Below are 21060 nucleotides of genomic sequence, written 5' to 3'. Positions count from 1 at the left end.
GCTTACTCCTTACGCCTTCTCGATCTGCACCAGATTGGTGTGCTGCGGGTTGCCTTTTGCCAGCGGCGACGGGCGGTGCGTGGTCAAGGTGTTGATGCACGAACCATGGTCAACGCGATCGCCGTTCATGTTGGCATCATGCCAGGCTCCCTGGCCCATAGCGCTCACGCCCGGCATGATCCTTGGCGTAACCTTGGCCGGAATGCGCAACTCGCCGCGCGCGTTGAACACGCGAACCATGTCGCCGTTCTTAATGCCGCGCTGGCGGGCATCGACAGGGTTCAGCCACACCTCCTGACGGCAGGCGGCCTGCAGGACATCCACGTTGCCGTAGCTGGAGTGGGTGCGCGCCTTGAAGTGGAAGCCGAACAGCTGAAGCGGGTAGGTGCTGCGCTCAGGGGCGTCCCATCCCTCAAACGTCGAGGCATACACCGGAAGCGGGCTGATGGTTTCATCCTTGCTCAGCTCCCATGTACTGGCGATAGTTGCCAGCGCGCTGGAGTAAATTTCGATCTTTCCTGACGGCGTTTTGAGCGGGTTTGCCTGCGGATCTTCGCGGAATTTTTTATAGGCCACAAAGTGTCCCGCCGGATCTTTGCGTTTGTAGATCCCCATTTTTTTCAGCGCGTCGTAGGACGGCAGCAGCGGATCTTTTTCGAGCATTTTCGCATACAGATACTGCAGCCACTGCTCCTGGGTGCGGCCTTCGGTAAAGCGTTGATGAATATCCGGCCCGAGGCGTTTCGCCACTTCACTCATGATCCAGTAGATAGGCTTGCGCTCAAACTTCGGTGCGGTGACGGGCTGAAGGAAAATCAGATACCCCATGTTGCCCGCATAGTCGTTAGGAATAATATCTTCCTGCTCTACGGTCATCAGGTCGGGGAGGAGAATATCCGCGTACTTCGCGGACGAGGTCATAAAGTTGTCGATGACCACGATCGTTTCGCATTTACTTTCATCCTGCAAAATGTCGTGGGTTTTGTTGATGTCCGAGTGCTGGTTGATGATGGTATTGCCGGCATAGTTCCAGATGAATTTGATCGGGACATCCAGCTTATCTTTGCCGCGCACGCCGTCGCGCAGGGCGGTCATCTCCGGGCCTCGGGCAATCGCATCCGTCCAGCTAAAGCAGGAGATCTGCGTCTTTACCGGGTTATCCGGCAACGGCATACGTTCGATGGTGATGGTGTAAGTTGATTCACGGGCACCGCTGTTGCCGCCGTTAATGCCGACGTTACCGGTCAAAATCGGCAGCATCGCGATCGCGCGTGACGTCAGCTCGCCGTTAGCCTGACGCTGCGGCCCCCAGCCCTGGCAAATATAGGCCGGTTTCGCCGCGCCAATTTCCCGGGCAAGCTTAATGATACGGTCCGCAGGAATGCCGGTAATGCGCGATGCCCACTCAGGGGTTTTCGCCGTTTTATCGTCGCCCTGACCGAGAATATAGGCTTTGTAATGGCCGTTGGCAGGCGCGCCTTCCGGCAGGGTTTTTTCATCGTAGCCGACGCAATAGTTATCGAGGAAGGGCTGGTCGACGAGGTTTTCATTGATTAATACCCACGCTAGACCGGCCACCAGCGCGGCGTCGGTACCTGGACGAATGGGGATCCACTCATCTTCGCGTCCGGCGGCAGTGTCGGTGTAACGCGGGTCAATCACGATCATGCGGGCGTTTGAACGCTCGCGGGCCTGCTCAAGATAGTACGTGATCCCGCCGCCGCTCATGCGCGTTTCGGCCGGATTGTTGCCGAACATGACCACCAGTTTGGTGTTCTCAATGTCCGAGGTGCTGTTGCCGTCGTTACTGCCGTAGGTGTACGGCATCGCGCAGGCGATTTGCGCCGTGCTGTACGTGCCATAGTGGCTGAGAAAACCGCCGTAGCAGTTCATCAAGCGCGCCACCAGCGAGGCGTAAGGGGAGGAGCGGGTAATATTGCCGCCGACAATCCCGGAGGAGTAGTTAATGTAGACCGCTTCGTTGCCGTACTTTTCCACGACGTGTTTGAGGCTGTCGGTGATGGTATTCAGCGCTTCGTCCCAACTGATGCGCTCAAACTTGCCTTCACCTCGCTTACCGACGCGCTTCATCGGGTAATTCAGACGATCGGGGTGATTGATTCGACGACGGATCGAACGCCCGCGCAGACAGGCGCGAACCTGGTGATTGCCATACACGTCGTCGCCGGTGTTATCCGTTTCGACCCAGTACACTTCGTCGTCGCGAACGTGCAGGCGCAGAGCGCAGCGGCTTCCGCAGTTAACCGAGCAGGCCCCCCAGACGACCTTATCGTCAGCAGGCGTGACGGCGTTTTGTACCGCGGCGGCGGCACGCTTCAGACCAAATGGCAGCGATAGCCCACCGGCGGCAAGCGCCAGCGATCCTATTGCCGTAGATTTCACCAGAGTTCGGCGGCTAATTCCGCCGTGATGTTCAACATCAGACATGACTCACCCCATCATTGTAATTAACTATTATTTTCACCCGTGATTACAACCGGGCTAATGATGGGGTGAATGTTACTTATTTGGGGGTATTAAATATTAATCCTCGTCAAGGGAAAGGGTATTGATAAGCAGAAAATTACTGAGGCTCGCTCGGTGCATTTTCCTGCGTACCCGCGCCACTTACGGGATAGTTACCGCTGCTTGTGCGGGTGTACAAAATTTTAAAGGTATCGTTGGCACAATGCCCAACAACCTGTGCATCGGGCTGGTCGGCCTGATCGTTCGGAACAATGTTGAGCGTAAAGCCTGATTCAGGCACGCCGTTGTTAATGATTTTCTGCTGAATATCGCTTTTCACGCGCTCGCAAGAATCCGGTGCAGCCAGTACGGCCGGTGAAGCACTTAACAGCAGCAGGGCGGTAGTCCAGGTTAACCGTTTCATCTGTAGCTCCTTTTCTCTGTGTGTAGATTAATTTTAGCAGGGATCGTGTAAACAACTGTATTTGCTAATATGATTGGGAATAATCTCTCTGTATCGGTAAATGATGTGAAGAAATATGTAGCGATAACCCTTCTGGCGACAGCGCTGGCAGGGTGTGACGACCACTCCGCACCGCTCAGTTTTACGCCGGAGATGGCGAGTTTTTCAAATGAATTTGATTTTGATCCCCTGCGCGGCCCGGTGAAAGACTTTACCCAGACCTTGTTCAACGACAAGGGGGAGGTGACGAAAAGGGTCACCGGAACGATGTCGGAAGAAGGCTGCTTCGATACCCTGGAGCTGCACGATCTGGAGGCCAATACCGGCGTGGCGTTGGTGCTCGATGCAAACTATTACGTCGATGCCGAGACCCAGCAGCAGAAAGTCAAGCTGCAGGGGAAATGCCAGCTGGCGGAGCTGCCTTCCGCAGGCGTGACCTGGGACACCGACGATAACGGATTTGTTGTCGCGGCCCACGGCAAAGAGATGGAAGTGAAGTATCGTTACGATGCGGATGGCTACCCGCTGGGCAAAACGACCGTATCGGGCGATCAACATCTGTCGGTGCAGTCGACGCCGTCGAAGGATCTGCGCAAAAGAATGGATTATACGGCGGTAAGCCTGCTCAATGACAAGCCGCTGGGTAAAGTGACGCAGAGCTGCGACTACGACAGCCGCAATAATCCGGTGAGTTGCGAGCTGGTGATTGCCAATGACAGCGGAAAAAACGCCGTTGAGCGCAAATACACCATCAAAAACACGATTGAGTATTACTGAGTGAACAACCGCGCAGGTTACTGCGCGGTCGGTTTCAGAAGGGTCGAGCCTGAGGCTTTATGTTCCGCCAGATGCTGATGCTGGAAGATACACATGCGGATGGTGTTGCGGTATTCACCGTTAATAAAGAACTCATGAATCAGCTCGCCTTCCACCATAAAGCCAAGCTTGCGGTAGATGTGGATCGCCTTTTCGTTCTCTTTATCAACAATGAGATACAGCTTGTAGAGGTTAAGGACGTTAAATCCGTAATCCATGGCCAGCTTTGCCGCCCGGGAGGCGAGACCTTTTCCCTGATGTTCAGGGGAAATGATGATCTGAAATTCCGCCCGGCGGTGAACGTGGTTAATCTCAACCAGCTCGACCAGCCCGGCTTTCTCGCCTTCGCACTCAACGACAAAACGGCGCTCGCTCTGATCGTGGATGTGCTTGTCGTACAGATCCGACAGCTCGACAAACGCCTCGTAAGGCTCTTCAAACCAGTAGCGCATCACGCTCGCGTTGTTATCGAGCTGATGGACAAAGCGCAGATCTTCACGCTCCAGCGGGCGGAGCGTGATGTCATATCTTGCCGCCATTAGGGTGCAACCACACGGCCTGTGCGGCGATCCAGACAGCGCAGGGTGTTTGGCTCCCAGTAGGCATTGGTGTTGGCGCTTTGCTGGCATTTATCACGCGCATCAAACGCAACATCTTCTTTATCCCATTCTTTCTCGGCGCGTTTATTCACCTTCTGACGAAGACTGCGGGTGTCATTCCATTGTTCCTTGTCCATGGCGGCGTTCTGACGGCTTTGTGCGCTATCACCAGACTCAATGATGAGTTTGCTGGTTTCAGCGGAGGCCGTATTGATCATTGCGCACGTTGACAGCGCCAGCAGGGCGGTCAGACAAAGGCGTTTGCTTAAAGTAGTCATAGCGTGTTCCTTGAATAGCGGTGCAGACAGGCAGTATAACCCGTTCGAATTCTACACCAAACCAAAATGGCGACATACCCGCACAGCAGGTATGGAAAACGTCATTTAATTATCGCGTATGATGGTTAAATCAAACATCACAGAACGATATAAATGCTCAAAACGACACTGCTTTTTTTTGCCACCGCGCTGTGTGAAATCATCGGCTGCTTCTTGCCCTGGCTTTGGCTGAAGAAGGGGGGATCGATAGCGCTGTTGATCCCGGCGGGCATTGCGCTGGCGCTGTTTGTCTGGCTGCTCACCCTGCATCCCGCCGCCAGCGGGCGCGTGTATGCCGCTTACGGTGGGGTCTACGTGTGTACCGCGCTGTTGTGGCTGCGCGTGGTGGATGGCGTTAAATTAAGCCTGTATGACTGGTCAGGCGCGCTGATTGCCCTGTGCGGCATGCTGATCATCGTCGCCGGTTGGGGGCGCAGCTAGTGCCCTGTTTTTGTGATCGCTCGCTGATTTTATGATCATTATACTTGTATGGTAGTAGTGTAGTTGCGTAAATTTCCTGCATCACAACGAACGATGTAAGGAACCGGATTATGAAGATTGTCGGGGCTGAAGTTTTTGTTACCTGCCCGGGGCGTAATTTCGTCACCCTAAAAATTACCACCGATGAGGGGATCGTTGGCCTGGGCGATGCCACGCTGAATGGACGCGAGCTGTCCGTTGCCTCTTACCTGAAAGATCACCTTTGCCCGCAGCTGATTGGCCGCGATGCGCACCGCATCGAAGATATCTGGCAGTTCTTCTATAAAGGCGCTTACTGGCGTCGGGGGCCGGTGACCATGTCTGCCATCTCGGCCGTGGATATGGCGCTGTGGGATATCAAAGCCAAAGCGGCCAACATGCCGTTGTACCAGCTTCTTGGCGGCGCATCGCGCGAGGGGGTAATGGTTTACTGCCACACCACGGGCCACACCATCGACGACGTGCTGGAAGATTACGCCCGCCACAAAGAGATGGGCTTCAAGGCGATCCGCGTGCAGTGCGGCGTGCCGGGAATGAAAACCACCTACGGTATGTCTAAAGGAAAGGGGCTGGCGTACGAACCCGCCACCAAAGGCGACTGGCCGGAAGAGCAGCTGTGGTCCACGGAGAAATACCTCGACTTCACGCCGAAGCTGTTTGACGCCGTGCGCAACCGGTTTGGCTTCAATGAGCATCTGTTGCACGACATGCATCACCGCCTCACACCGATTGAAGCGGCGCGTTTTGGCAAAAGCATTGAAGCGTATCGCATGTTCTGGATGGAAGACCCGACGCCTGCCGAGAACCAGGAGTGCTTCCGCCTGATCCGCCAGCACACGGTCACGCCGATTGCGGTGGGCGAAGTGTTTAACAGCATCTGGGACTGCAAGCAGCTTATCGAAGAGCAGCTGATCGACTACATCCGGACCACCATTACCCATGCGGGCGGGATCACCGGGATGCGTCGCATTGCGGACTTTGCTTCGCTCTACCAGGTGCGTACCGGCTCGCACGGCCCGTCGGATCTCTCGCCGATTTGTCACGCCGCAGCGCTGCATTTCGACCTGTGGGTGCCAAACTTCGGCGTCCAGGAATATATGGGCTACTCCGAGCAGATGCTGGAAGTCTTCCCGCACAGCTGGCGCTTCGATAACGGCTACATGCATCCGGGCGACAAGCCGGGGCTGGGCATTGAGTTCGACGAGAAGCTGGCAGCGAAATATCCGTACGATCCGGCGTACCTGCCGGTTGCGCGTCTTGAAGACGGCACGCTGTGGAACTGGTAAACGAGGAGCGAACGATGAAAAGCATAGTGATCCAACAGCCCGACGCGCTGGTGATTGAAGAGCGCCCAATCCCGGTACCTGCCGCAGGCGAAGTGCGCGTCAAAATCTCCCTGGCGGGCATTTGCGGCTCAGACAGCCACATCTACCGCGGGCATAACCCGTTCGCCAAATATCCGCGCGTGATTGGTCACGAGTTTTTTGGCGTGATCGATGCCATCGGCGAGCACGTAGAAGCGTCCCGTCTTGGCCAGCGCGTGTCGGTTGACCCGGTTATCAGCTGCGGCCACTGCTACCCGTGCTCGGTGGGCAAACCTAACGTCTGCACCTCGCTGGTGGTGCTGGGTGTTCACCGTGACGGCGGCTTCAGCGAATATGCCGTGGTGCCCGCCAAAAACGCATGGCCAATCCCGGATGCCATCCCTGATAAACATGCGGTGATGGTCGAACCGTTTACCATTGCGGCCAACGTCACCGGGCAGGCAAACCCTGGCGAGCAGGACGTGGCGCTGATCTACGGCGCAGGTCCGATGGGGCTGGTCACCGTTCAGGCGCTGAAGGGCGTGTATAAGGTGAAACAGGTCATCGTGGTCGATCGTATTGACGAGCGGCTGGCGATGGCGCAACGCAGCGGCGCGGACTGGGTCATCAATAATGGCGAACAGTCTCTGCAGGCTGTGCTGGAAGAGAAGGGGATTAAACCTACGTTAATTATTGATGCCGCCTGCCATCCGTCGATTTTAAAGGAGGCCATTACGCTGGCCTCTCCGGCGGCGCGTATTGTCCTGATGGGCTTTTCCAGCGACCCGAGCCAGATTGTTCAGCAGGGCATCACCGGCAAAGAGCTGTCGATATTTTCCTCGCGCCTGAATGCCAATAAATTCCCGGTCGTGATCGACTGGCTGGAAAGAGGGCTTATCGACCCTGAAAAACTGGTTACCCATACCTTTGACTATCACCACGTTACAGACGCAATCGAACTGTTTGAAAAAGACCAGCGGCAGTGCTGCAAAGTCTTGCTCACGTTCGGCCAATAATAATTCACGCGGTTAAGAGCCTGCGCAGACAGGCTCTGAGTGGTACGCATCTTACCTTTTAGAGATAGCCATTATGACTCAAGCACAACCTCAACGATCCACGTCCGACCTGGTAAAAGCCGCCGTCTCCGGCTGGCTGGGCACCGCGCTGGAGTTTATGGATTTCCAGCTCTACTCGCTGGGCGCCGCACTGGTGTTCCATGAAATTTTCTTCCCGGAACAGTCCGCCGCGATGGCGCTGATCCTCGCAATGGGCACCTACGGCGCGGGCTATATCGCGCGTATCGTCGGCGCCTTTATCTTCGGCAGAATGGGCGACAGCATCGGACGTAAAAAGGTGCTGTTTATCACCATCACCATGATGGGGATCTGTACCACCTTAATTGGCGTGTTACCAACCTACGCGCAGATTGGCATTTTCGCGCCGGTGCTGCTGGTCACGCTGCGTATCATTCAGGGCCTGGGCGCCGGGGCGGAAATCTCCGGGGCAGGGACTATGCTTGCGGAGTACGCGCCGAAAGGAAAGCGCGGCATTATCTCCTCGCTGGTGGCCATGGGCACAAACTGCGGCACGCTGAGCGCGACGGCGATTTGGGCGGTGATGTTCTTTGCGCTTGACCGCGAAGAGCTGGTTGCCTGGGGCTGGCGCGTGCCGTTCCTTGCCAGCGTCGTGGTGATGATCTTTGCCATCTGGCTGCGAATGAACCTCAAGGAAAGCCCGGTATTCGAGAAAGTGAACGATGCAGAAGCTGCCGCACCGCAGGCCGTACAGGACACCTCTCTGGGCGCGATGTTCAGAAGTAAATCGTTCTGGCTGGCCACCGGGTTGCGTTTCGGTCAGGCGGGCAACTCAGGCCTGATCCAGACGTTCCTTGCGGGCTATCTGGTGCAGACGCTGCTGTTTGATAAAGCCATTCCAACCGATGCGCTGATGATCAGTTCAATCCTCGGGTTTATCTCCATTCCGCTGCTGGGCTGGCTATCGGACAAGGTGGGACGCCGGTTGCCTTACATCATTCTCAACATCTCGGCGATCGTTCTGGCGTACCCGATGCTGTCGATCATCGTTGACAAGAGTTATGCCCCGGGCGTGCTGATGCTCTCCATCATCGTGATTCACAACGTGGCGGTGCTGGGGCTGTTTGCCCTGGAGAACATCACCATGGCGGAAATGTTTGGCTCGCGAAACCGCTTTACTCGCATGGCGATTTCGAAGGAAGCCGGCGGCCTGGTCGCGGTGGGCTTTGGTCCGGTGCTGGCAGGGATCTTCTGCAACATGACCGGCTCATGGTGGCCTATTGTGGCGATGCTGGTGGTTTACTCGCTGATTGGGCTGGTCTCTGCACTCCTGATGCCTGAAGTGCGCGACCGTGATTTGAGCGACGCTGAAGATGCTGCCGAAGTGCCTCAGAAAGAGCGTGCGGCATACGGGGCACTCTCCACCCGGCGTTAATGGTTTATATGTTATGGGATATGTCACACAACTTATTATTCATGTCACACCACATGGCAAAAAGTTAATATAAATCAATATCTGAAATCGACGTATCAGTATGGTTGATGGCAGTCCGTTTTTTCTCGCTACTGCCATTCTAGTTGGTGTAGTCAGCAGGCGCTGTCGCTCTTGCCGGAGCGGCAGCGGTTCTTAGCTTTCTAATTGAACGAGTCACAATCATGGAAAATCGGTTATTACAGGCGAAGGCCACGCTGCCTCAGTACGATCGTGAACGCCTCAACGCGCGTATTGTTCACTTGGGCTTTGGCGCATTTCATCGCGCACATCAGGCGGTCTACGCCGACATTCTTGCCGCAGAACACGACAGCGACTGGGGATACTGTGAAGTGAACCTGATCGGCGGTGAACAGCAGATCGCCGATCTGAACGCGCAGGACCATCTCTACACCGTGGCGGAAATGTCTGCCGACGCCTGGACCTCCCGCGTCGTGGGGGTGGTGAAAAAGGCGCTGCATGCCCAGGTTGATGGGCTGGAAGCTGTCCTGTCGACGATGTGCGAACCGCAGGTGGCGATTGTTTCGCTCACCATTACCGAGAAAGGGTACTGCCATTCGCCTGCCACCGGGCAACTGATGCTCGATCATCCGTTTATCGTAGCGGACCTGCAAAATCCTCATCAGCCAAAATCTGCACCGGGCGTTGTGGTTGAAGCGCTGGCGCGGCGTAAGGCAGCCGGCCTGCCGGCCTTTAGCGTCATGTCCTGCGATAACATGCCGGAAAATGGTCATGTGATGCGCAACGTTACCTGCGCCTACGCGCGTGCCGTGGACGCTGAACTGGCAGACTGGATCGATGCCAATGTGACCTTCCCGTCAACCATGGTCGACCGTATCGTCCCGGCGGTCACGGCCGAGACGCTGGATAAAATTGAACAATTGACCGGCGTTCGCGATCCGGCTGGGGTGGCCTGCGAGCCGTTCCGTCAGTGGGTGGTGGAAGATAACTTTGTCGCCGGGCGTCCACAGTGGGAAAAGGCCGGCGCTGAGCTGGTATCAGACGTTATTCCTTTTGAAGAGATGAAGCTGCGTATGCTTAACGGCAGCCACTCGTTCCTGGCCTATCTAGGCTATCTGGCGGGTTACCAGCACATTAACGACTGCATGGCAGATGCGAACTACCGCAAAGCCGCTCACGCGCTGATGCTGAAAGAGCAGGCCCCAACGCTGAAAGTGCAGGGTGTGGATTTAAGCCATTACGCCGATCTGCTGATCGCGCGTTACAGCAACCCGGCGCTGCGTCACCGCACGTGGCAAATTGCGATGGACGGCAGTCAGAAACTCCCGCAGCGTATGCTTGATTCCGTGCGCTGGCACCTGGTCCATCAGCAGCCTTTCCCGCTGCTTGCATTGGGCGTGGCGGGCTGGATGCGCTATGTCGGCGGCGTGGACGAGCAGGGTAATGCCATCGAGGTAAGCGATCCGCAGCTGGCGGCGATCCAGTCAGCGGTAAACAGCAGCGCAGAAGGCGAGAGCCGCGTGAAAGCGCTGTTGGGTATCGAGGCGATCTTTGGCAAAGAACTGCCGCAGGAAGCTGTTTTTGTCGATGCGGTAATGAACGCGTACCAGATGCTGCTACAGAAGGGGGCGAAGGCCACGGTGGCGCAATACGCGGCGCAGGGTTAATGCTTTACATGCCGCCGTTCGCGGCGGCATGGCTTTGTGCCTGTTAGTGCATTCCCAGGCGAATCAGTTCAATCGGTTCAAATTTACCGTCACAACCTTCGACTTCCACCGTTTTGCTGCGACGCACCTGTGCGGCATCCAGCCCGGTGCTGTGGATCGCTTTAATAATCCCCGTGCGGCCCGTGCCGTTAATCATTACGCGGCTGCCGGTGGTGATTGCGTTGCGGTTACGGTCATATGTCATCATGGTAATTTCTCCTCTCTAACCTATCCGTTACGGCGCTATTCTGACCGCGCCATTCACGGGCACTATAAATACGCCTCTCTTTAACGATTGTTTTTGTTTTTGATCAAACTCACACTTTTTTCTTTATTACGGCCCGCGTTGACGCTTCTGAACCGCTATTTACAAAACGGACAAATGTTTTCATGAACTGATAGTTTACCCGCGTTAACGTTGAGGGTTTGTTTATAGTGCGAATGGCACTCTGGTTACAGGAAATACCCCTTTCATCTGAATTAAGGAGTCAGGCTTATGTACAAAAAGATTTTGATGCCTGTTGATGTGTTTGAAATGGATTTGAGTGACAAAGCGGTGCGTCATGCGGCTAATCTCGCCAAAGCGGAAGGCGCCTCAATCACCCTGGTTAATATTCTGCCCGTCAGCGGCCGCTCGTTACTGCGCGGGTTCAATGCGGATATTAAAAAGTTTGAAGAGTACATGACCACCGAGTCTGATAAAAAGATGACGGCGTTAAAGCGCTTGTTTGATATCGACCCGGACAAAATTGAGTGCAAAGTGCGCTTTGGCAGCGTGCGCGATGAAATTATTAAAATGAGTAAAGAAGGGGATTATGACGTGATCGTTATCGGTTCGAAAAACCCGAGCATCACAACCCATTTACTCGGCTCCAACGCAGAGTCTATTCTGCGCTACGCCAGCATCCCGGTATTAGTTGTCCGCTAACGACCTCGCCGCAACCGCAAGGGGGCGGCGAATATTACTCTTCGCTGAACCAGTCGCTATTTTCCTGACGAATAAGCTGCACGGATTCACTTATTTCCTGCAGGTGCAGAGTCATCGCATTTTCCACGCCGTCCAAATCCCGTTTTTCCAGCGCATTAAAAATATCATGGTGCTGTCGGAGCAGCATTTCCGGCGGCGAAACATGGTCAAGGCTCATGTAACGCACGCGGTCAATGGTGGCTTTGATGTTTTCGATGGTATCCCACGCCAGCTGACAGTCGGCGATTTGCGCCAGCTTCTGATGAAACTCGTCATCCAGCTGGAAAAAGTCATTGAGCTGTTTACGATCAATCGCAATGCGCTGCTGATGCAGGTTTTGCTCCAGCAGGTAGCACTGGTTTTCGTTGATCAGCGTTGCCGCCCGTCGCACAACCGCGCACTCAATCGCCTGACGGACGAAACAACCGTTACGGACCTGCGAAAGCGAAATTTTGTTCACATAGCTGCCGCGCTGGGGGCGGATCTGAATCAGGCCGTTTTCAGCCAGCTTGATAAACGCCTCACGCACCGGCTGACGGGAAACGTCAAAACGCACCGACACCTCTTTTTCAGACAGCGGAGTGCCAGGCGGGATCAGGCAATGGACGATATCACGTCGTAAAATGCGATAAATTTGCTGGTTAACAGGCTGGGTAGGGTTGAGTTGCGATTCAGCGGCCATGTGTTGTGATTTCTCAGAGAGTTAGCCTGACTAGACTACCATTCTTTTGCCCGCCATCACAGACCCGGCCCGCAGGCCGGGCAGGGCAAATTAGCCGCGATGGACGCTCAGTCCGGCAAAGCTCTGGCTGACCGGCATCATTTCAACGGTATTGATATTGACGTGTTTAGGCAGCGTCGCCACCCACCAGACCGTCTCGGTGACGTCTTCCGGGGTCAGCGCATTCGCGTTTTCGTAGGTTTTACCCGCTTTCGCGTCATCGCCTTTGAAGCGGACGTTAGAGAATTCCGTCCCGCCCACCAGGCCTGGTTCAACGTCCGTCACGCGGATAGCCGTGCCGTGCAGGTCGGTGCGCAGGTTCAGGCTGAACTGGCGCACGAAAGCTTTGGTTGCGCCGTAGACGTTGCCGCCTGCGTAAGGCCAGCTACCGGCGGTAGAGCCGATGTTGATAATGTGGCCGCTGTTGCGTTCCACCATGCCGGGCAGCACGGCGCGGGTCATGTACACCAGACCCTTGTTGTTGGTGTCGATCATGTTTTCCCAGTCTTCCACGCTGGCTTTATGGGCGGGCTCCATGCCCAGCGCCAGACCGGCATTGTTGACCAGAACATCAATGACACGCCACTCGGCCGGCAGGTTCGCGATCATCTCTTCAATGGCCGCGCGGTTACGTACGTCCAGCTGCGCGGTCAGGATGCTGTCGCCCAGCTCATCCTTCAGCTCCTGCAGGCGCTCCTGACGGCGGCCTGTTGCAATCACTTTATGGCCGTTGGCGACGAAGCGACGCGTGATGCATTCACCAAAACCCGCGGTCGCCCCGGTAACTAAAATTATCATCTCACTGTTCCTCAACGCTTTTTGTGTTGTACTACCATAGCACGCTCGCGGGCGGCCCGTTAAGGCTACATTTGTATGATGGCATTGCAGGTGCTGACGGCCTGGCCTACTCTGGGGAAATACACCGTTCTGAGGAGTGAAAAATGTCGGTCAACAATCCTTTTTTTGACATCAGCCTGCTGCCGTATCAGGCACCGCGATTCGATCTTATTGAAGACAGCCACTATCGCCCGGCATTCGACGAAGCCCTGCGCCAGAAGCGTGCTGACATCGACGCTATCATCGCCCAAACGTCCCCTCCGGATTTTGACAACACCGTGCTGGCGCTGGAGAAAAGCGGCGCGATGCTATCACGCGTCAGCAGCGTCTTTTTTGCCATGACCTCCGCGCACACCAACGATGATCTGCAGGCGCTGGATGAGCAGTTCTCAACCGAGCTGGCGGAGCTGGCAAACGATATCTGGCTTAACGACACGCTTTTCTCCCGCGTCGAGCGCGTCTGGCAGGATCGCGCCGTGCTGGATGCGGAATCCCGTCGTCTGGTGGAAGAGATCTGGCAGCACTTTGTCCTTGCGGGCGCACGCCTTAACGCTGCCGAAAAAGCGGAGCTCAAAACGCTGAATACGGAATCCGCCTCGCTGACCAGCCGCTTTAACCAGCGTTTACTCGCCGCAGACAACGCGGGCGGGCTGGTGGTGGACGATGTTCAACAACTCGATGGCCTGAGCGCGGACCAGATTGGCACCGCCGCGCAGGCCGCAACGGAAAAAGGTCTTCGCGATCGCTGGCTGATCCCGCTGCTTAATACCACGCAACAGCCCGCCCTCGCCGCGCTGCGCAATCGCCAGACGCGTGAACGTTTGTTCAAGGCCGGATGGGATCGCACCCAAAAAGGCGATGAAAACGACACCCGCGAGCTGATCCGCCGTCTTGCGTCGCTGCGCGCGCGGCAGGCTCAGCTGCTCGGATTTGAGGATTACGCAAGCTGGAGCACCGCTGACCAGATGGCGAAAACGCCTGCCGCCGCGCTGGCCTTTATGCGGGGGATCGTGCCTGCGGCGCGTGGGCGGGCGGCGCGTGAACAGGCTGATATCCAGAAGGTGATTGACGACGAGCAGGACGGTTTTACCGTGGAAGCATGGGACTGGGCCTATTACGCCGAGCGCGTGCGCTCGGCAAAATACGCGCTCGATGAGTCGCAAATCAAACCTTACTTTGCGCTCAATAACGTCCTGCACGACGGCTTGTTCTGGGCTGCCAGCGAGCTGTTTGGCATTCGTTTTGTTGAGCGTTTTGACATCCCGGTGTATCACCCGGACGTGCGCGTATGGGAAATTTTTGACCACACCGGCGAGGGGATGGCGCTGTTCTACGGTGACTTCTTCGCCCGCGACTCAAAAAGCGGCGGGGCGTGGATGGGCAATTTTGTCGAACAATCCTTTGAGTCTTCCGCCCGCCCGGTGATCTACAACGTGTGCAACTACCAAAAACCCGCTACCGGCCAGACGGCACTTCTCTCCTGGGATGATGTCATCACGCTGTTCCACGAGTTTGGTCATACGCTACACGGCCTGTTTGCCAGCCAGCGCTACGCTACGCTTTCTGGCACCAATACTCCGCGAGACTTTGTTGAGTTTCCGTCGCAAATCAATGAACACTGGGCCAGCCACCCGCGCGTGTTTGCGCACTATGCCCGTCATTATCAAACCCAGGAACCCATGCCGGATGCCCTGCGGGATAAAATGCTGAACGCCACCCAGTTCAACAAGGGCTACGACATGACGGAGCTGCTCAGCGCTGCCTTGCTGGACATGAACTGGCACAGCATTCGCGACACCGTTGATAACGTAGAATCGTTTGAGGCCGAGGCGCTGAAAAAGGAAGGGCTGGATCTTCCCGCCATCCCGCCACGCTATCGCAGCAGTTATTTCGCCCATATCTTCGGCGGCGGCTATGCGGCGGGGTATTACGCCTACCTGTGGACCCAGATGCTGGCAGACGATGGCTATCAGTGGTTTGTCGAGCAGGGTGGTTTGACCCGCGAAAACGGACAGAAATTCCGCGAGGCGATTTTGTCGCGCGGGAACAGCACTGATTTAGCTGAACTTTATCGCCAGTGGCGCGGGCACGATCCGAGGATTGAACCGATGCTGGAGAATCGCGGGTTGAGTTCGTAAGGACTATTTCAGGCTGGAAGCAGAACCGGGCGCGGTGCCCGGTTTTTGCCCGATTTTTTCTTCCCCAAAACGCCTCCAAAATTCCTCCCCAACATGAATTCTTAAATTCTGCGAAATTTGCAGGGGGATACGGTCCAATTATTCATGTAGCTACACCTTCACTTTCACCCATTCGAGACCGCGATCGTTATGATATTGCGCTGTCATCCTGTCCGATGAGTGACCGGGTAGCAGCTGGGTATTGATGCCTTGCCCCTCATACAGACGCTCCGATAGAGAACGCTGCTCGTGAAAAGTCGGCATTGTTTTCCCATCCTCCACGGAAATCCAGACGCTGCGGAGCGTTTGCGCCATACTCGTTGATTTTGGGCTTTAGATACTTTGCACATCAACATAACCCGCTTTCAGGCCGCAGATAAAACTGCGTCAGGAGCTTAATTTATCCTGCTTTTTTGTCCGCAACTCGTTAATAATACCTAAAAAAGCAAGCCCGACGGGAACAAGGGATCCCCACAGGACGGCGTTCCAGCCGTAGAGATTGAGCAGAGCACCTGAAGAAAATGACCCAACAATCATCACTCCAAACACCACAAAATCGTTCTGGGACTGGACCTGGGTCTTCTCTTCGGGACGGTGATATTCAATGATTTTTGCCGATGCGCCGGTGAAGCCAAAATTCCAGCCCAGACCCAGCAAAATCAGCGACAGCCAGTAGTGAAAAATATCGGTTCCACTGAGTCCGGCCAGCACAGAACATGCCGTGATAAGCAGACCCGCAGCGGCGATACGCATGGCCCCAAAGCGGTTAATTAATTTGCCGGTGAAAAAGCCCGGACCGTACATGGCAATAACATGCCACTGGATACCGAGATTGGACGCCTGCTGAGAAATGCCGTGCATGTGCATTGAGAGTGGGGCTGCCGTCATCAGGAAGTTCATCACCATATAAGTGACCGCACCGCTGAATACGGTTCTGGCAAACCCTGGCTGACGGACAATTTCGCGTAAAGGCCGCCCACCCGTTTTTACCGCGCCGGCAGGTTCTGTGGTTTTCACGCCTTTGAGTATGAATGCCGAAATGACGGCCACGAGCGCCTGGGCGAGGAACGTGACGGCGAATGTATGAGGCGGCCAGAGGTGCATCGTTCCGGAAACCAGCATAGGACCAACCACGCCAGCTATCACTCCGCCTCCCATAACCAGCGACAAAGCCCTGGCCCGGCGTTCGGGCGTGACGCCGTCCGTTGCGGCAAAACGAAAGCTGAGCGCAACGGCCGCATATGCTCCCCCCATAAATGCGGCAATGCAGAAAAGTATAAAAGAGCCAATGACGACGGCAAGTGCAGCGGTCAGTCCGGTAATGACGCCAGCCCCGGTGCCGACCATAAAAGCAGTTTTACGACCATTTTTCCGCGCCAGTGAACCTAACGGTAAGATGCAGGCCGCCATCCCAAGTACAAACATGGTGATGGGCAGCGTGGCCAGCGAGTTTGCAGGCGCAATCGAGTTACCCACAATTGCGCCTGTGGCATAAAAAACCACAGAGTTAGCACCGGCGAGAGCCTGTGCGGCCGACAGGCGGATGATATTGTTTTTCTGATCTGCAACGGGCAGGAAATGTTCTGCGGACATATGATTAATTATCCTGATTCATGGTGAGCACTATCCGGTATCGCGCCAGACCCTGCTTCAGTCTGCTGAGCGCCTCATTTGCCCTTTCAAATGGCAGCAGCTCTGTAACAGGCAAAGCCTGAAAGAGGTGGCTGAACTGCAGTGCGCGCTCGGTTTGCGCCGGTGTGCTGACGAAAGATCCTGTCAGGGTACGTTCAGCGCCGATCATCATACCGGGCATCACCTTTAACGGCGTTTGTCCGGTACCCAGCAGGATCGCTTTTCCCTGGGGTGCCAGAGAGGACAGGAGGGCTGAAACCGTTTCTGAGGCCGGTGCCGTTGCCACAATAAAATCCACACCGCCGTCATTTTTCAGGCGTTCTGATGCGTTTTCCTCAAGTGTATCGATGTAATGATGCGCACCCAGCTCAAAGACCGCTCGCTCTTTTTCATTACCCCGCGCAATTACGGTCACCTCAAAACCCATTTTACGGGCGTACTGAACGGCCATGTGGCCAAGGCCACCTACTCCGAGAACCGCGACTCTGTCGCCCGCCCTTGCGCCTGAATTACGCAGCGCGTTGAAGGTTGCGGTACCGGCGCAAAGGATCGGCGCGGCATGTACGGAAGAAAGCGCGGAGGGGATGGCTATCAGCGCGGTGTGCCGCATGACGACGTACTCTGCGTAGCCGCCATCACAGCTGAGTCCAGGCGTAAGCTGGTTTTCACAAAGATGAAAAAGCCCGCTGCGGCAAGGTTTGCAGTGCTGACAGTACCCCCCCAGACGTCCGACGCCTACCCGCTGACCGGTTTGCCAGATATCGGGTACCCTGTTTCCCTTCCGGGCAATAAACCCGACAATTTCATGTCCCGGTATACGGCCGGGCTGGCCCGCCTGCGGTGCTTTTTCCGCGTCCCGGAGATCGGCACCGCATACGCCGCATGCTTCAATTTTGATGAGCACGTCGTCCGGGCCGGGAGCGGGTACCGGCCGCTCGGTCATTTCCAGCACACCGGGGGCAACGATCTGCATAGCGCGATATTTTTTATTCATAAATTGCACCGGAAAATTTGGGGTTGTCAGATGGCAAGGGCGACAAGAAAACGGGACACCATGTTATAGGCGGCGACAGTAGCAACCGCTTCCACGGTCTCTTTTTCACTTAACAGGCTTTTCAGCGCACCGATTACATTCTCCTCAACCACGACGTTCCGGGTGGACTGGTCCGTAAGCTGTATAAGCAACGTTTCGGTGTCATTAAAGACGTGTGGCGCGGAGGATAACCGCAGCGCTTCTGCTTTTTTAGCCGTTCCGCCTGCATCCAGATAGGCAGGGTAGTGCACATTCCATTCAAATTCTGCTTTATTCAGCCAGGCAACACGCAGCATGATCAGTTCCCGGTATTCAAGGCTGAGTGAAAATTCCTGACGTACCCGTACCATCAGTTCGTTCCAGCCCGTGGCCAGGGGGGCACTCTTCAGTAATACCCGGTCAATATCTATCAGTTTTCCGCCGGGCCGACGGGCCTTTATCGCGTTGAGAAGATCGGCGTCGACTGGCTCTTCATCCTGCCAGGGAGTTACTCTTGATGTGTTCATATTATTTTTTCCTGTAGAACAGAACAATCCAGCCGCGTCAGCTCAGTATTAAGTCACCTTCGATCAGCATATTCTGGGCCAGTAACCACCGGTTCAGAGAGGAGGCAATCACCCGCTGATGAACCCCTTCAAACTGATGCACCGTGCCGCCACCGCGTACATGGATGACATACACAAGCCTGCCGGAAGCATCCTCTGCAGGTCTGTCACCGGAGGCCGGTATACCCTTCGGAAGGTGCCCGTCAGTATGTATTTCAAGATGCGTAAGGGCGAGACCTTCAGCCCTGGCTTCGAGAATAAAGGCGACCATCATGCAGGCATTGAACGCAGCGAGCATCAGCTCCTGGGGGTCAGGAGCCAGCCCTTCGCCACCCAGCGAAACCGGTTCATCGGAATCGATAACATGACTTTGCAGGGCAGGCGGAGCGTTGTCTGCGGAAAAGGACTGGCAGAGCGTCCGGCTGGCCATGCCCCCCTGCCACGAGGTGACAAGGTCATAATGCGCGGTCTGGATTTGCATAATTACTCCAGTGCCGCACGCGGGTAAGCGCGTGCGGCATGGTCATCAGGCGTTACGGCCAGCCATTACGCCGCCATCGATATCCCAGATAGCGCCGGTGACCCAGCCAGTCTTGTCAGAAAGCAGGAAAGCAACGGTTTCCGCGATATCGACCGGGGTACCCACGCGACCAATCGGGTGGAAGCTGTCAAAGCTGCTCATCACGTCCTTCACGTCGTCTTTCGGAATGAAGCCTTCGTAAATCGGCGTGTGAACAACGGCCGGAGACACCGCATTCACTCGGATCCCTTTTTCACCCAGCTCAATGGCCAGGTTTTTGGTCAGCGCGTGCAGACCCGCTTTTGCCATTGAGTACGCTGAAGACGGAGTGGCACCGATGGCCTGCTGTGCCCACATGGAACCGATATTAACGATGGAGCCTTTAATGCCAGCTTCAACCATATTGCGCACCACGTCACGGGTAATAAAGAACGTCGCGCGGTTCATGTTCATGTACATGTCATAGTCTGACACTTCATGTTCGGTGAACGGTTTCGGGAAAAATACGCCAGCCGCATTGACCAGCAGGCTGATATCTTTGTGTTCGGCATTAATGGTATTCACCACGTGCTGCATACCTTCTTCTTTCATCAGGTCGGCAACGATGATGGAAACCTGACCATCAGCAGCCAGTGCCTGGCGGGCCTGCTCGGCTTTGTCCTGGCGATTGCCAACCAGCACAACGCTGCCACCGTTTTTCAGAATCAGCTTCGCCGTTTCGAAGCCCATACCGCTCGTACCACCGACCACTAACAGTTTTTTACCGGCAAAAGATGCGTTCATCGCTAACCTCTTTAAATTCATATGGTTGTCATTGATGAAAAGCCGTGCTTCTCATCGTGTGAAACCAGAATGCCACCCGGGCCCCTGATTGACGACTGAGAAGAAATTGCGACTCAGGAAAGAAAATCTATCTCGCTGGCGTATACTGAGGAAAATAATGCATCAGGATGAACACAATGCGATCGCTAAACCGACTTAAATGGCTGCACGCGTTTGAAGCCACCGCCAGGCATGGCAGCTTTACCGGCGCGGCTCAGGAACTGGGCGTTACGCCCGCCGCAGTAGGCCAGCTGGTGCGCTCGCTGGAAGACTGGGTCGGGCACCCGCTTCTTCACCGCACCCGTTCAGGAAAAGAGCGTCTGACGCTGGTTGACGAAGCGCAGGAGGCACTCCAGGACATCACGCAGGGGCTCGACAAACTTGAAACCGGATTAAACAAGCTTCGTGGTCGCCGCTCGCGCTCGGTGGTGGTGGTGACGGCGTCGCAGGTACTGATGATGAACTGGCTGATGGATCGCCTGAACCGGTTTTCGGAAACGCACGAAAATATCGATCTGCGGCTTAATGTTACGGAAAAGTTGATGGACGTGTCGCACGGCGAGGCGGATATCGGTATTCGCTGCGGACAGGGCGACTGGCCTGGCGTGAATAAAACCTGGCTGATGGATGAGGAAGCGGTGCTGGTCTGCAGTCCCCACCTGGTGCCGTCCGGGAAAATGGCCTGCAGTGAATGGCTCGCCACGCAAAAACTCATTCACGATGACACGCCGCATCCCGGGGCAGATTTTCCGTCATGGAATGATGTCCTGATGGCGGTCGGTGCACCCGACGCGCTGGAAAGCGGGCTGCATATTAACTCTACCTCGGCGGTGATCCTGTCGGCCCTGAGCGGCAGGGGGGTGGCTATTGTCCGCTACGCTCTGGTGAAAAAACTTATCGAAACCGGACAGCTGGCCCAGCTGCATCCGGACCACCGTTGGCCACTCAAGTGGTCCTATTATCTGGTTACCCCGCAGCAAAAAGTCATGCGTGATGAAGTAAACGTTTTCCATGACTGGCTTCTTCAGGATGTCGTTTCAGACCGCTCATAAACTGCCTCCTGAGGCATCACGCTGTCCCGGTAATCAGTCCAGCCGCGTGATGCTTCATTCCCTGCCAAACCACGACATAGAATTTCTTCTCTGCTCTGCAAGATTATCTGATTTGT

At 55.6% G+C, this 21060-nt stretch carries 21 protein-coding genes and 1 pseudogene; 9 read left to right on the top strand and 13 right to left on the bottom strand.

The annotated features are described in order from the left end of the window. Positions 1–9: 9 nt before the first annotated feature. Both ynfE and I6L58_RS02415 read right to left on the bottom strand, forming a co-directional pair. Positions 10–2448: a selenate/tellurate reductase subunit YnfE gene (ynfE, locus tag I6L58_RS02420; protein ID WP_006175032.1), complete on the bottom strand. Its 2439-nt coding sequence runs from the start codon at positions 2446–2448 to the stop codon at positions 10–12. Positions 2449–2584: 136 nt separating this feature from the next. Next, positions 2585–2890: a DUF1161 domain-containing protein gene (locus I6L58_RS02415; protein ID WP_058608885.1), complete on the bottom strand. Its 306-nt coding sequence runs from the start codon at positions 2888–2890 to the stop codon at positions 2585–2587. A 69-nt stretch (positions 2891–2959) separates the two neighbouring features. On the opposite strand from I6L58_RS02415, the gene I6L58_RS02410 reads away from it, so the two are divergent. Then, positions 2960–3706, top strand: a complete 747-nt coding sequence (locus I6L58_RS02410; RefSeq protein WP_265348779.1) for a YnfC family lipoprotein — start codon at positions 2960–2962, stop codon at positions 3704–3706. A 17-nt stretch (positions 3707–3723) separates the two neighbouring features. Here I6L58_RS02410 and speG read toward each other — a convergent pair whose 3' ends face one another. Both speG and I6L58_RS02400 read right to left on the bottom strand, forming a co-directional pair. Next, positions 3724–4284: a spermidine N1-acetyltransferase gene (gene speG / locus I6L58_RS02405; RefSeq protein WP_006175035.1), complete on the bottom strand. Its 561-nt coding sequence runs from the start codon at positions 4282–4284 to the stop codon at positions 3724–3726. Then, on the bottom strand, positions 4284–4622 hold the full coding sequence (locus I6L58_RS02400) for a DUF1283 family protein (RefSeq protein ID WP_006175036.1): 339 nt from the start codon (positions 4620–4622) through the stop codon (positions 4284–4286). Before I6L58_RS02400 ends, speG begins: the two co-directional genes overlap by 1 nt. Before the next feature lie 153 nt (positions 4623–4775). Between I6L58_RS02400 and I6L58_RS02395 the strand changes: the two genes are divergently transcribed. The 5 genes from I6L58_RS02395 to I6L58_RS02375 all read left to right on the top strand — a co-directional run bounded on the left by I6L58_RS02395 (position 4776) and on the right by I6L58_RS02375 (position 10599). Next, complete coding sequence (locus I6L58_RS02395) at positions 4776–5102, top strand: YnfA family protein (RefSeq protein ID WP_088207371.1); 327 nt, start codon at positions 4776–4778, stop codon at positions 5100–5102. 110 nt (positions 5103–5212) lie between these two features. Continuing rightward, positions 5213–6427, top strand: coding sequence for a starvation-sensing protein RspA (gene rspA / locus I6L58_RS02390; RefSeq protein ID WP_006175038.1), 1215 nt, complete (start codon positions 5213–5215; stop codon positions 6425–6427). Positions 6428–6441: 14 nt separating this feature from the next. Further along, positions 6442–7461, top strand: a complete 1020-nt coding sequence (locus tag I6L58_RS02385; RefSeq protein ID WP_088207370.1) for a Zn-dependent oxidoreductase — start codon at positions 6442–6444, stop codon at positions 7459–7461. A gap of 73 nt (positions 7462–7534) precedes the next feature. Then, a complete protein-coding gene (locus I6L58_RS02380) occupies positions 7535–8914 on the top strand; it encodes an MFS transporter (protein ID WP_006175040.1) in 1380 nt (459 codons plus the stop codon). Between the two features lie 221 nt (positions 8915–9135). Then, entirely contained in the window at positions 9136–10599 is a 1464-nt protein-coding gene (locus I6L58_RS02375) for a mannitol dehydrogenase family protein (protein WP_088207369.1), read from the top strand. Positions 10600–10642: 43 nt separating this feature from the next. On the opposite strand, the gene ydfZ is transcribed toward I6L58_RS02375, so the two are convergent. Continuing rightward, positions 10643–10846, bottom strand: a complete 204-nt coding sequence (gene ydfZ / locus I6L58_RS02370; RefSeq protein ID WP_006175042.1) for a putative selenium delivery protein YdfZ — start codon at positions 10844–10846, stop codon at positions 10643–10645. Between the two features lie 288 nt (positions 10847–11134). On the opposite strand from ydfZ, the gene I6L58_RS02365 reads away from it, so the two are divergent. After that, positions 11135–11566 (top strand): universal stress protein, encoded by a 432-nt coding sequence (locus tag I6L58_RS02365; RefSeq protein ID WP_088207368.1) that lies wholly within the window; start codon positions 11135–11137, stop codon positions 11564–11566. Positions 11567–11600: 34 nt separating this feature from the next. Here the strand turns inward: I6L58_RS02365 and I6L58_RS02360 are convergent, their stop codons facing one another. Together I6L58_RS02360 and ydfG are read right to left on the bottom strand one after the other, a co-directional pair. Continuing rightward, positions 11601–12287 carry a GntR family transcriptional regulator gene (locus tag I6L58_RS02360; protein WP_006175044.1) on the bottom strand — a complete coding sequence of 229 codons (687 nt, stop codon included), beginning with the start codon at positions 12285–12287 and terminating at the stop codon, positions 11601–11603. A 90-nt stretch (positions 12288–12377) separates the two neighbouring features. Beyond that, positions 12378–13124, bottom strand: coding sequence for a bifunctional NADP-dependent 3-hydroxy acid dehydrogenase/3-hydroxypropionate dehydrogenase YdfG (gene ydfG / locus I6L58_RS02355; RefSeq protein WP_088207367.1), 747 nt, complete (start codon positions 13122–13124; stop codon positions 12378–12380). Between the two features lie 143 nt (positions 13125–13267). Here ydfG and dcp point away from each other — a divergent pair, with 143 nt between their 5' ends. Beyond that, complete coding sequence (gene dcp, locus I6L58_RS02350; RefSeq protein WP_088207366.1) at positions 13268–15301, top strand: peptidyl-dipeptidase Dcp; 2034 nt, start codon at positions 13268–13270, stop codon at positions 15299–15301. A 150-nt stretch (positions 15302–15451) separates the two neighbouring features. Here the strand turns inward: dcp and I6L58_RS22885 are convergent. The 6 genes and pseudogenes from I6L58_RS22885 to I6L58_RS02325 form a co-directional block, all read right to left on the bottom strand. Then, positions 15452–15607 (bottom strand): annotated as a pseudogene (locus tag I6L58_RS22885) (integrase); the annotation flags it as partial. Positions 15608–15727: 120 nt separating this feature from the next. After that, positions 15728–16933: an MFS transporter gene (locus I6L58_RS02345; RefSeq protein ID WP_088207364.1), complete on the bottom strand. Its 1206-nt coding sequence runs from the start codon at positions 16931–16933 to the stop codon at positions 15728–15730. Positions 16934–16937: 4 nt separating this feature from the next. Further along, a complete protein-coding gene (locus I6L58_RS02340; protein WP_088207363.1) occupies positions 16938–17966 on the bottom strand; it encodes an alcohol dehydrogenase catalytic domain-containing protein in 1029 nt (342 codons plus the stop codon). 26 nt (positions 17967–17992) lie between these two features. Then, positions 17993–18511 (bottom strand): carboxymuconolactone decarboxylase family protein, encoded by a 519-nt coding sequence (locus I6L58_RS02335; RefSeq protein WP_088207362.1) that lies wholly within the window; start codon positions 18509–18511, stop codon positions 17993–17995. A 37-nt stretch (positions 18512–18548) separates the two neighbouring features. After that, entirely contained in the window at positions 18549–19031 is a 483-nt protein-coding gene (locus I6L58_RS02330) for an OsmC family protein (protein ID WP_088207361.1), read from the bottom strand. 45 nt (positions 19032–19076) lie between these two features. Continuing rightward, on the bottom strand, positions 19077–19853 hold the full coding sequence (locus I6L58_RS02325) for an SDR family NAD(P)-dependent oxidoreductase (protein WP_088207360.1): 777 nt from the start codon (positions 19851–19853) through the stop codon (positions 19077–19079). 176 nt (positions 19854–20029) lie between these two features. On the opposite strand from I6L58_RS02325, the gene I6L58_RS02320 reads away from it, so the two are divergent. Further along, a complete protein-coding gene (locus tag I6L58_RS02320; RefSeq protein WP_088207359.1) occupies positions 20030–20944 on the top strand; it encodes a LysR substrate-binding domain-containing protein in 915 nt (304 codons plus the stop codon). Positions 20945–21060 lie beyond the last annotated feature (116 nt).

Source organism: Enterobacter cancerogenus, assembly GCF_019047785.1.
Taxonomy (GTDB): Bacteria; Pseudomonadota; Gammaproteobacteria; order Enterobacterales; family Enterobacteriaceae; genus Enterobacter; species Enterobacter cancerogenus.
Note: the sequence above shows the minus strand (reverse complement) of the source record. Positions and strands in the feature narration are given on the sequence as shown.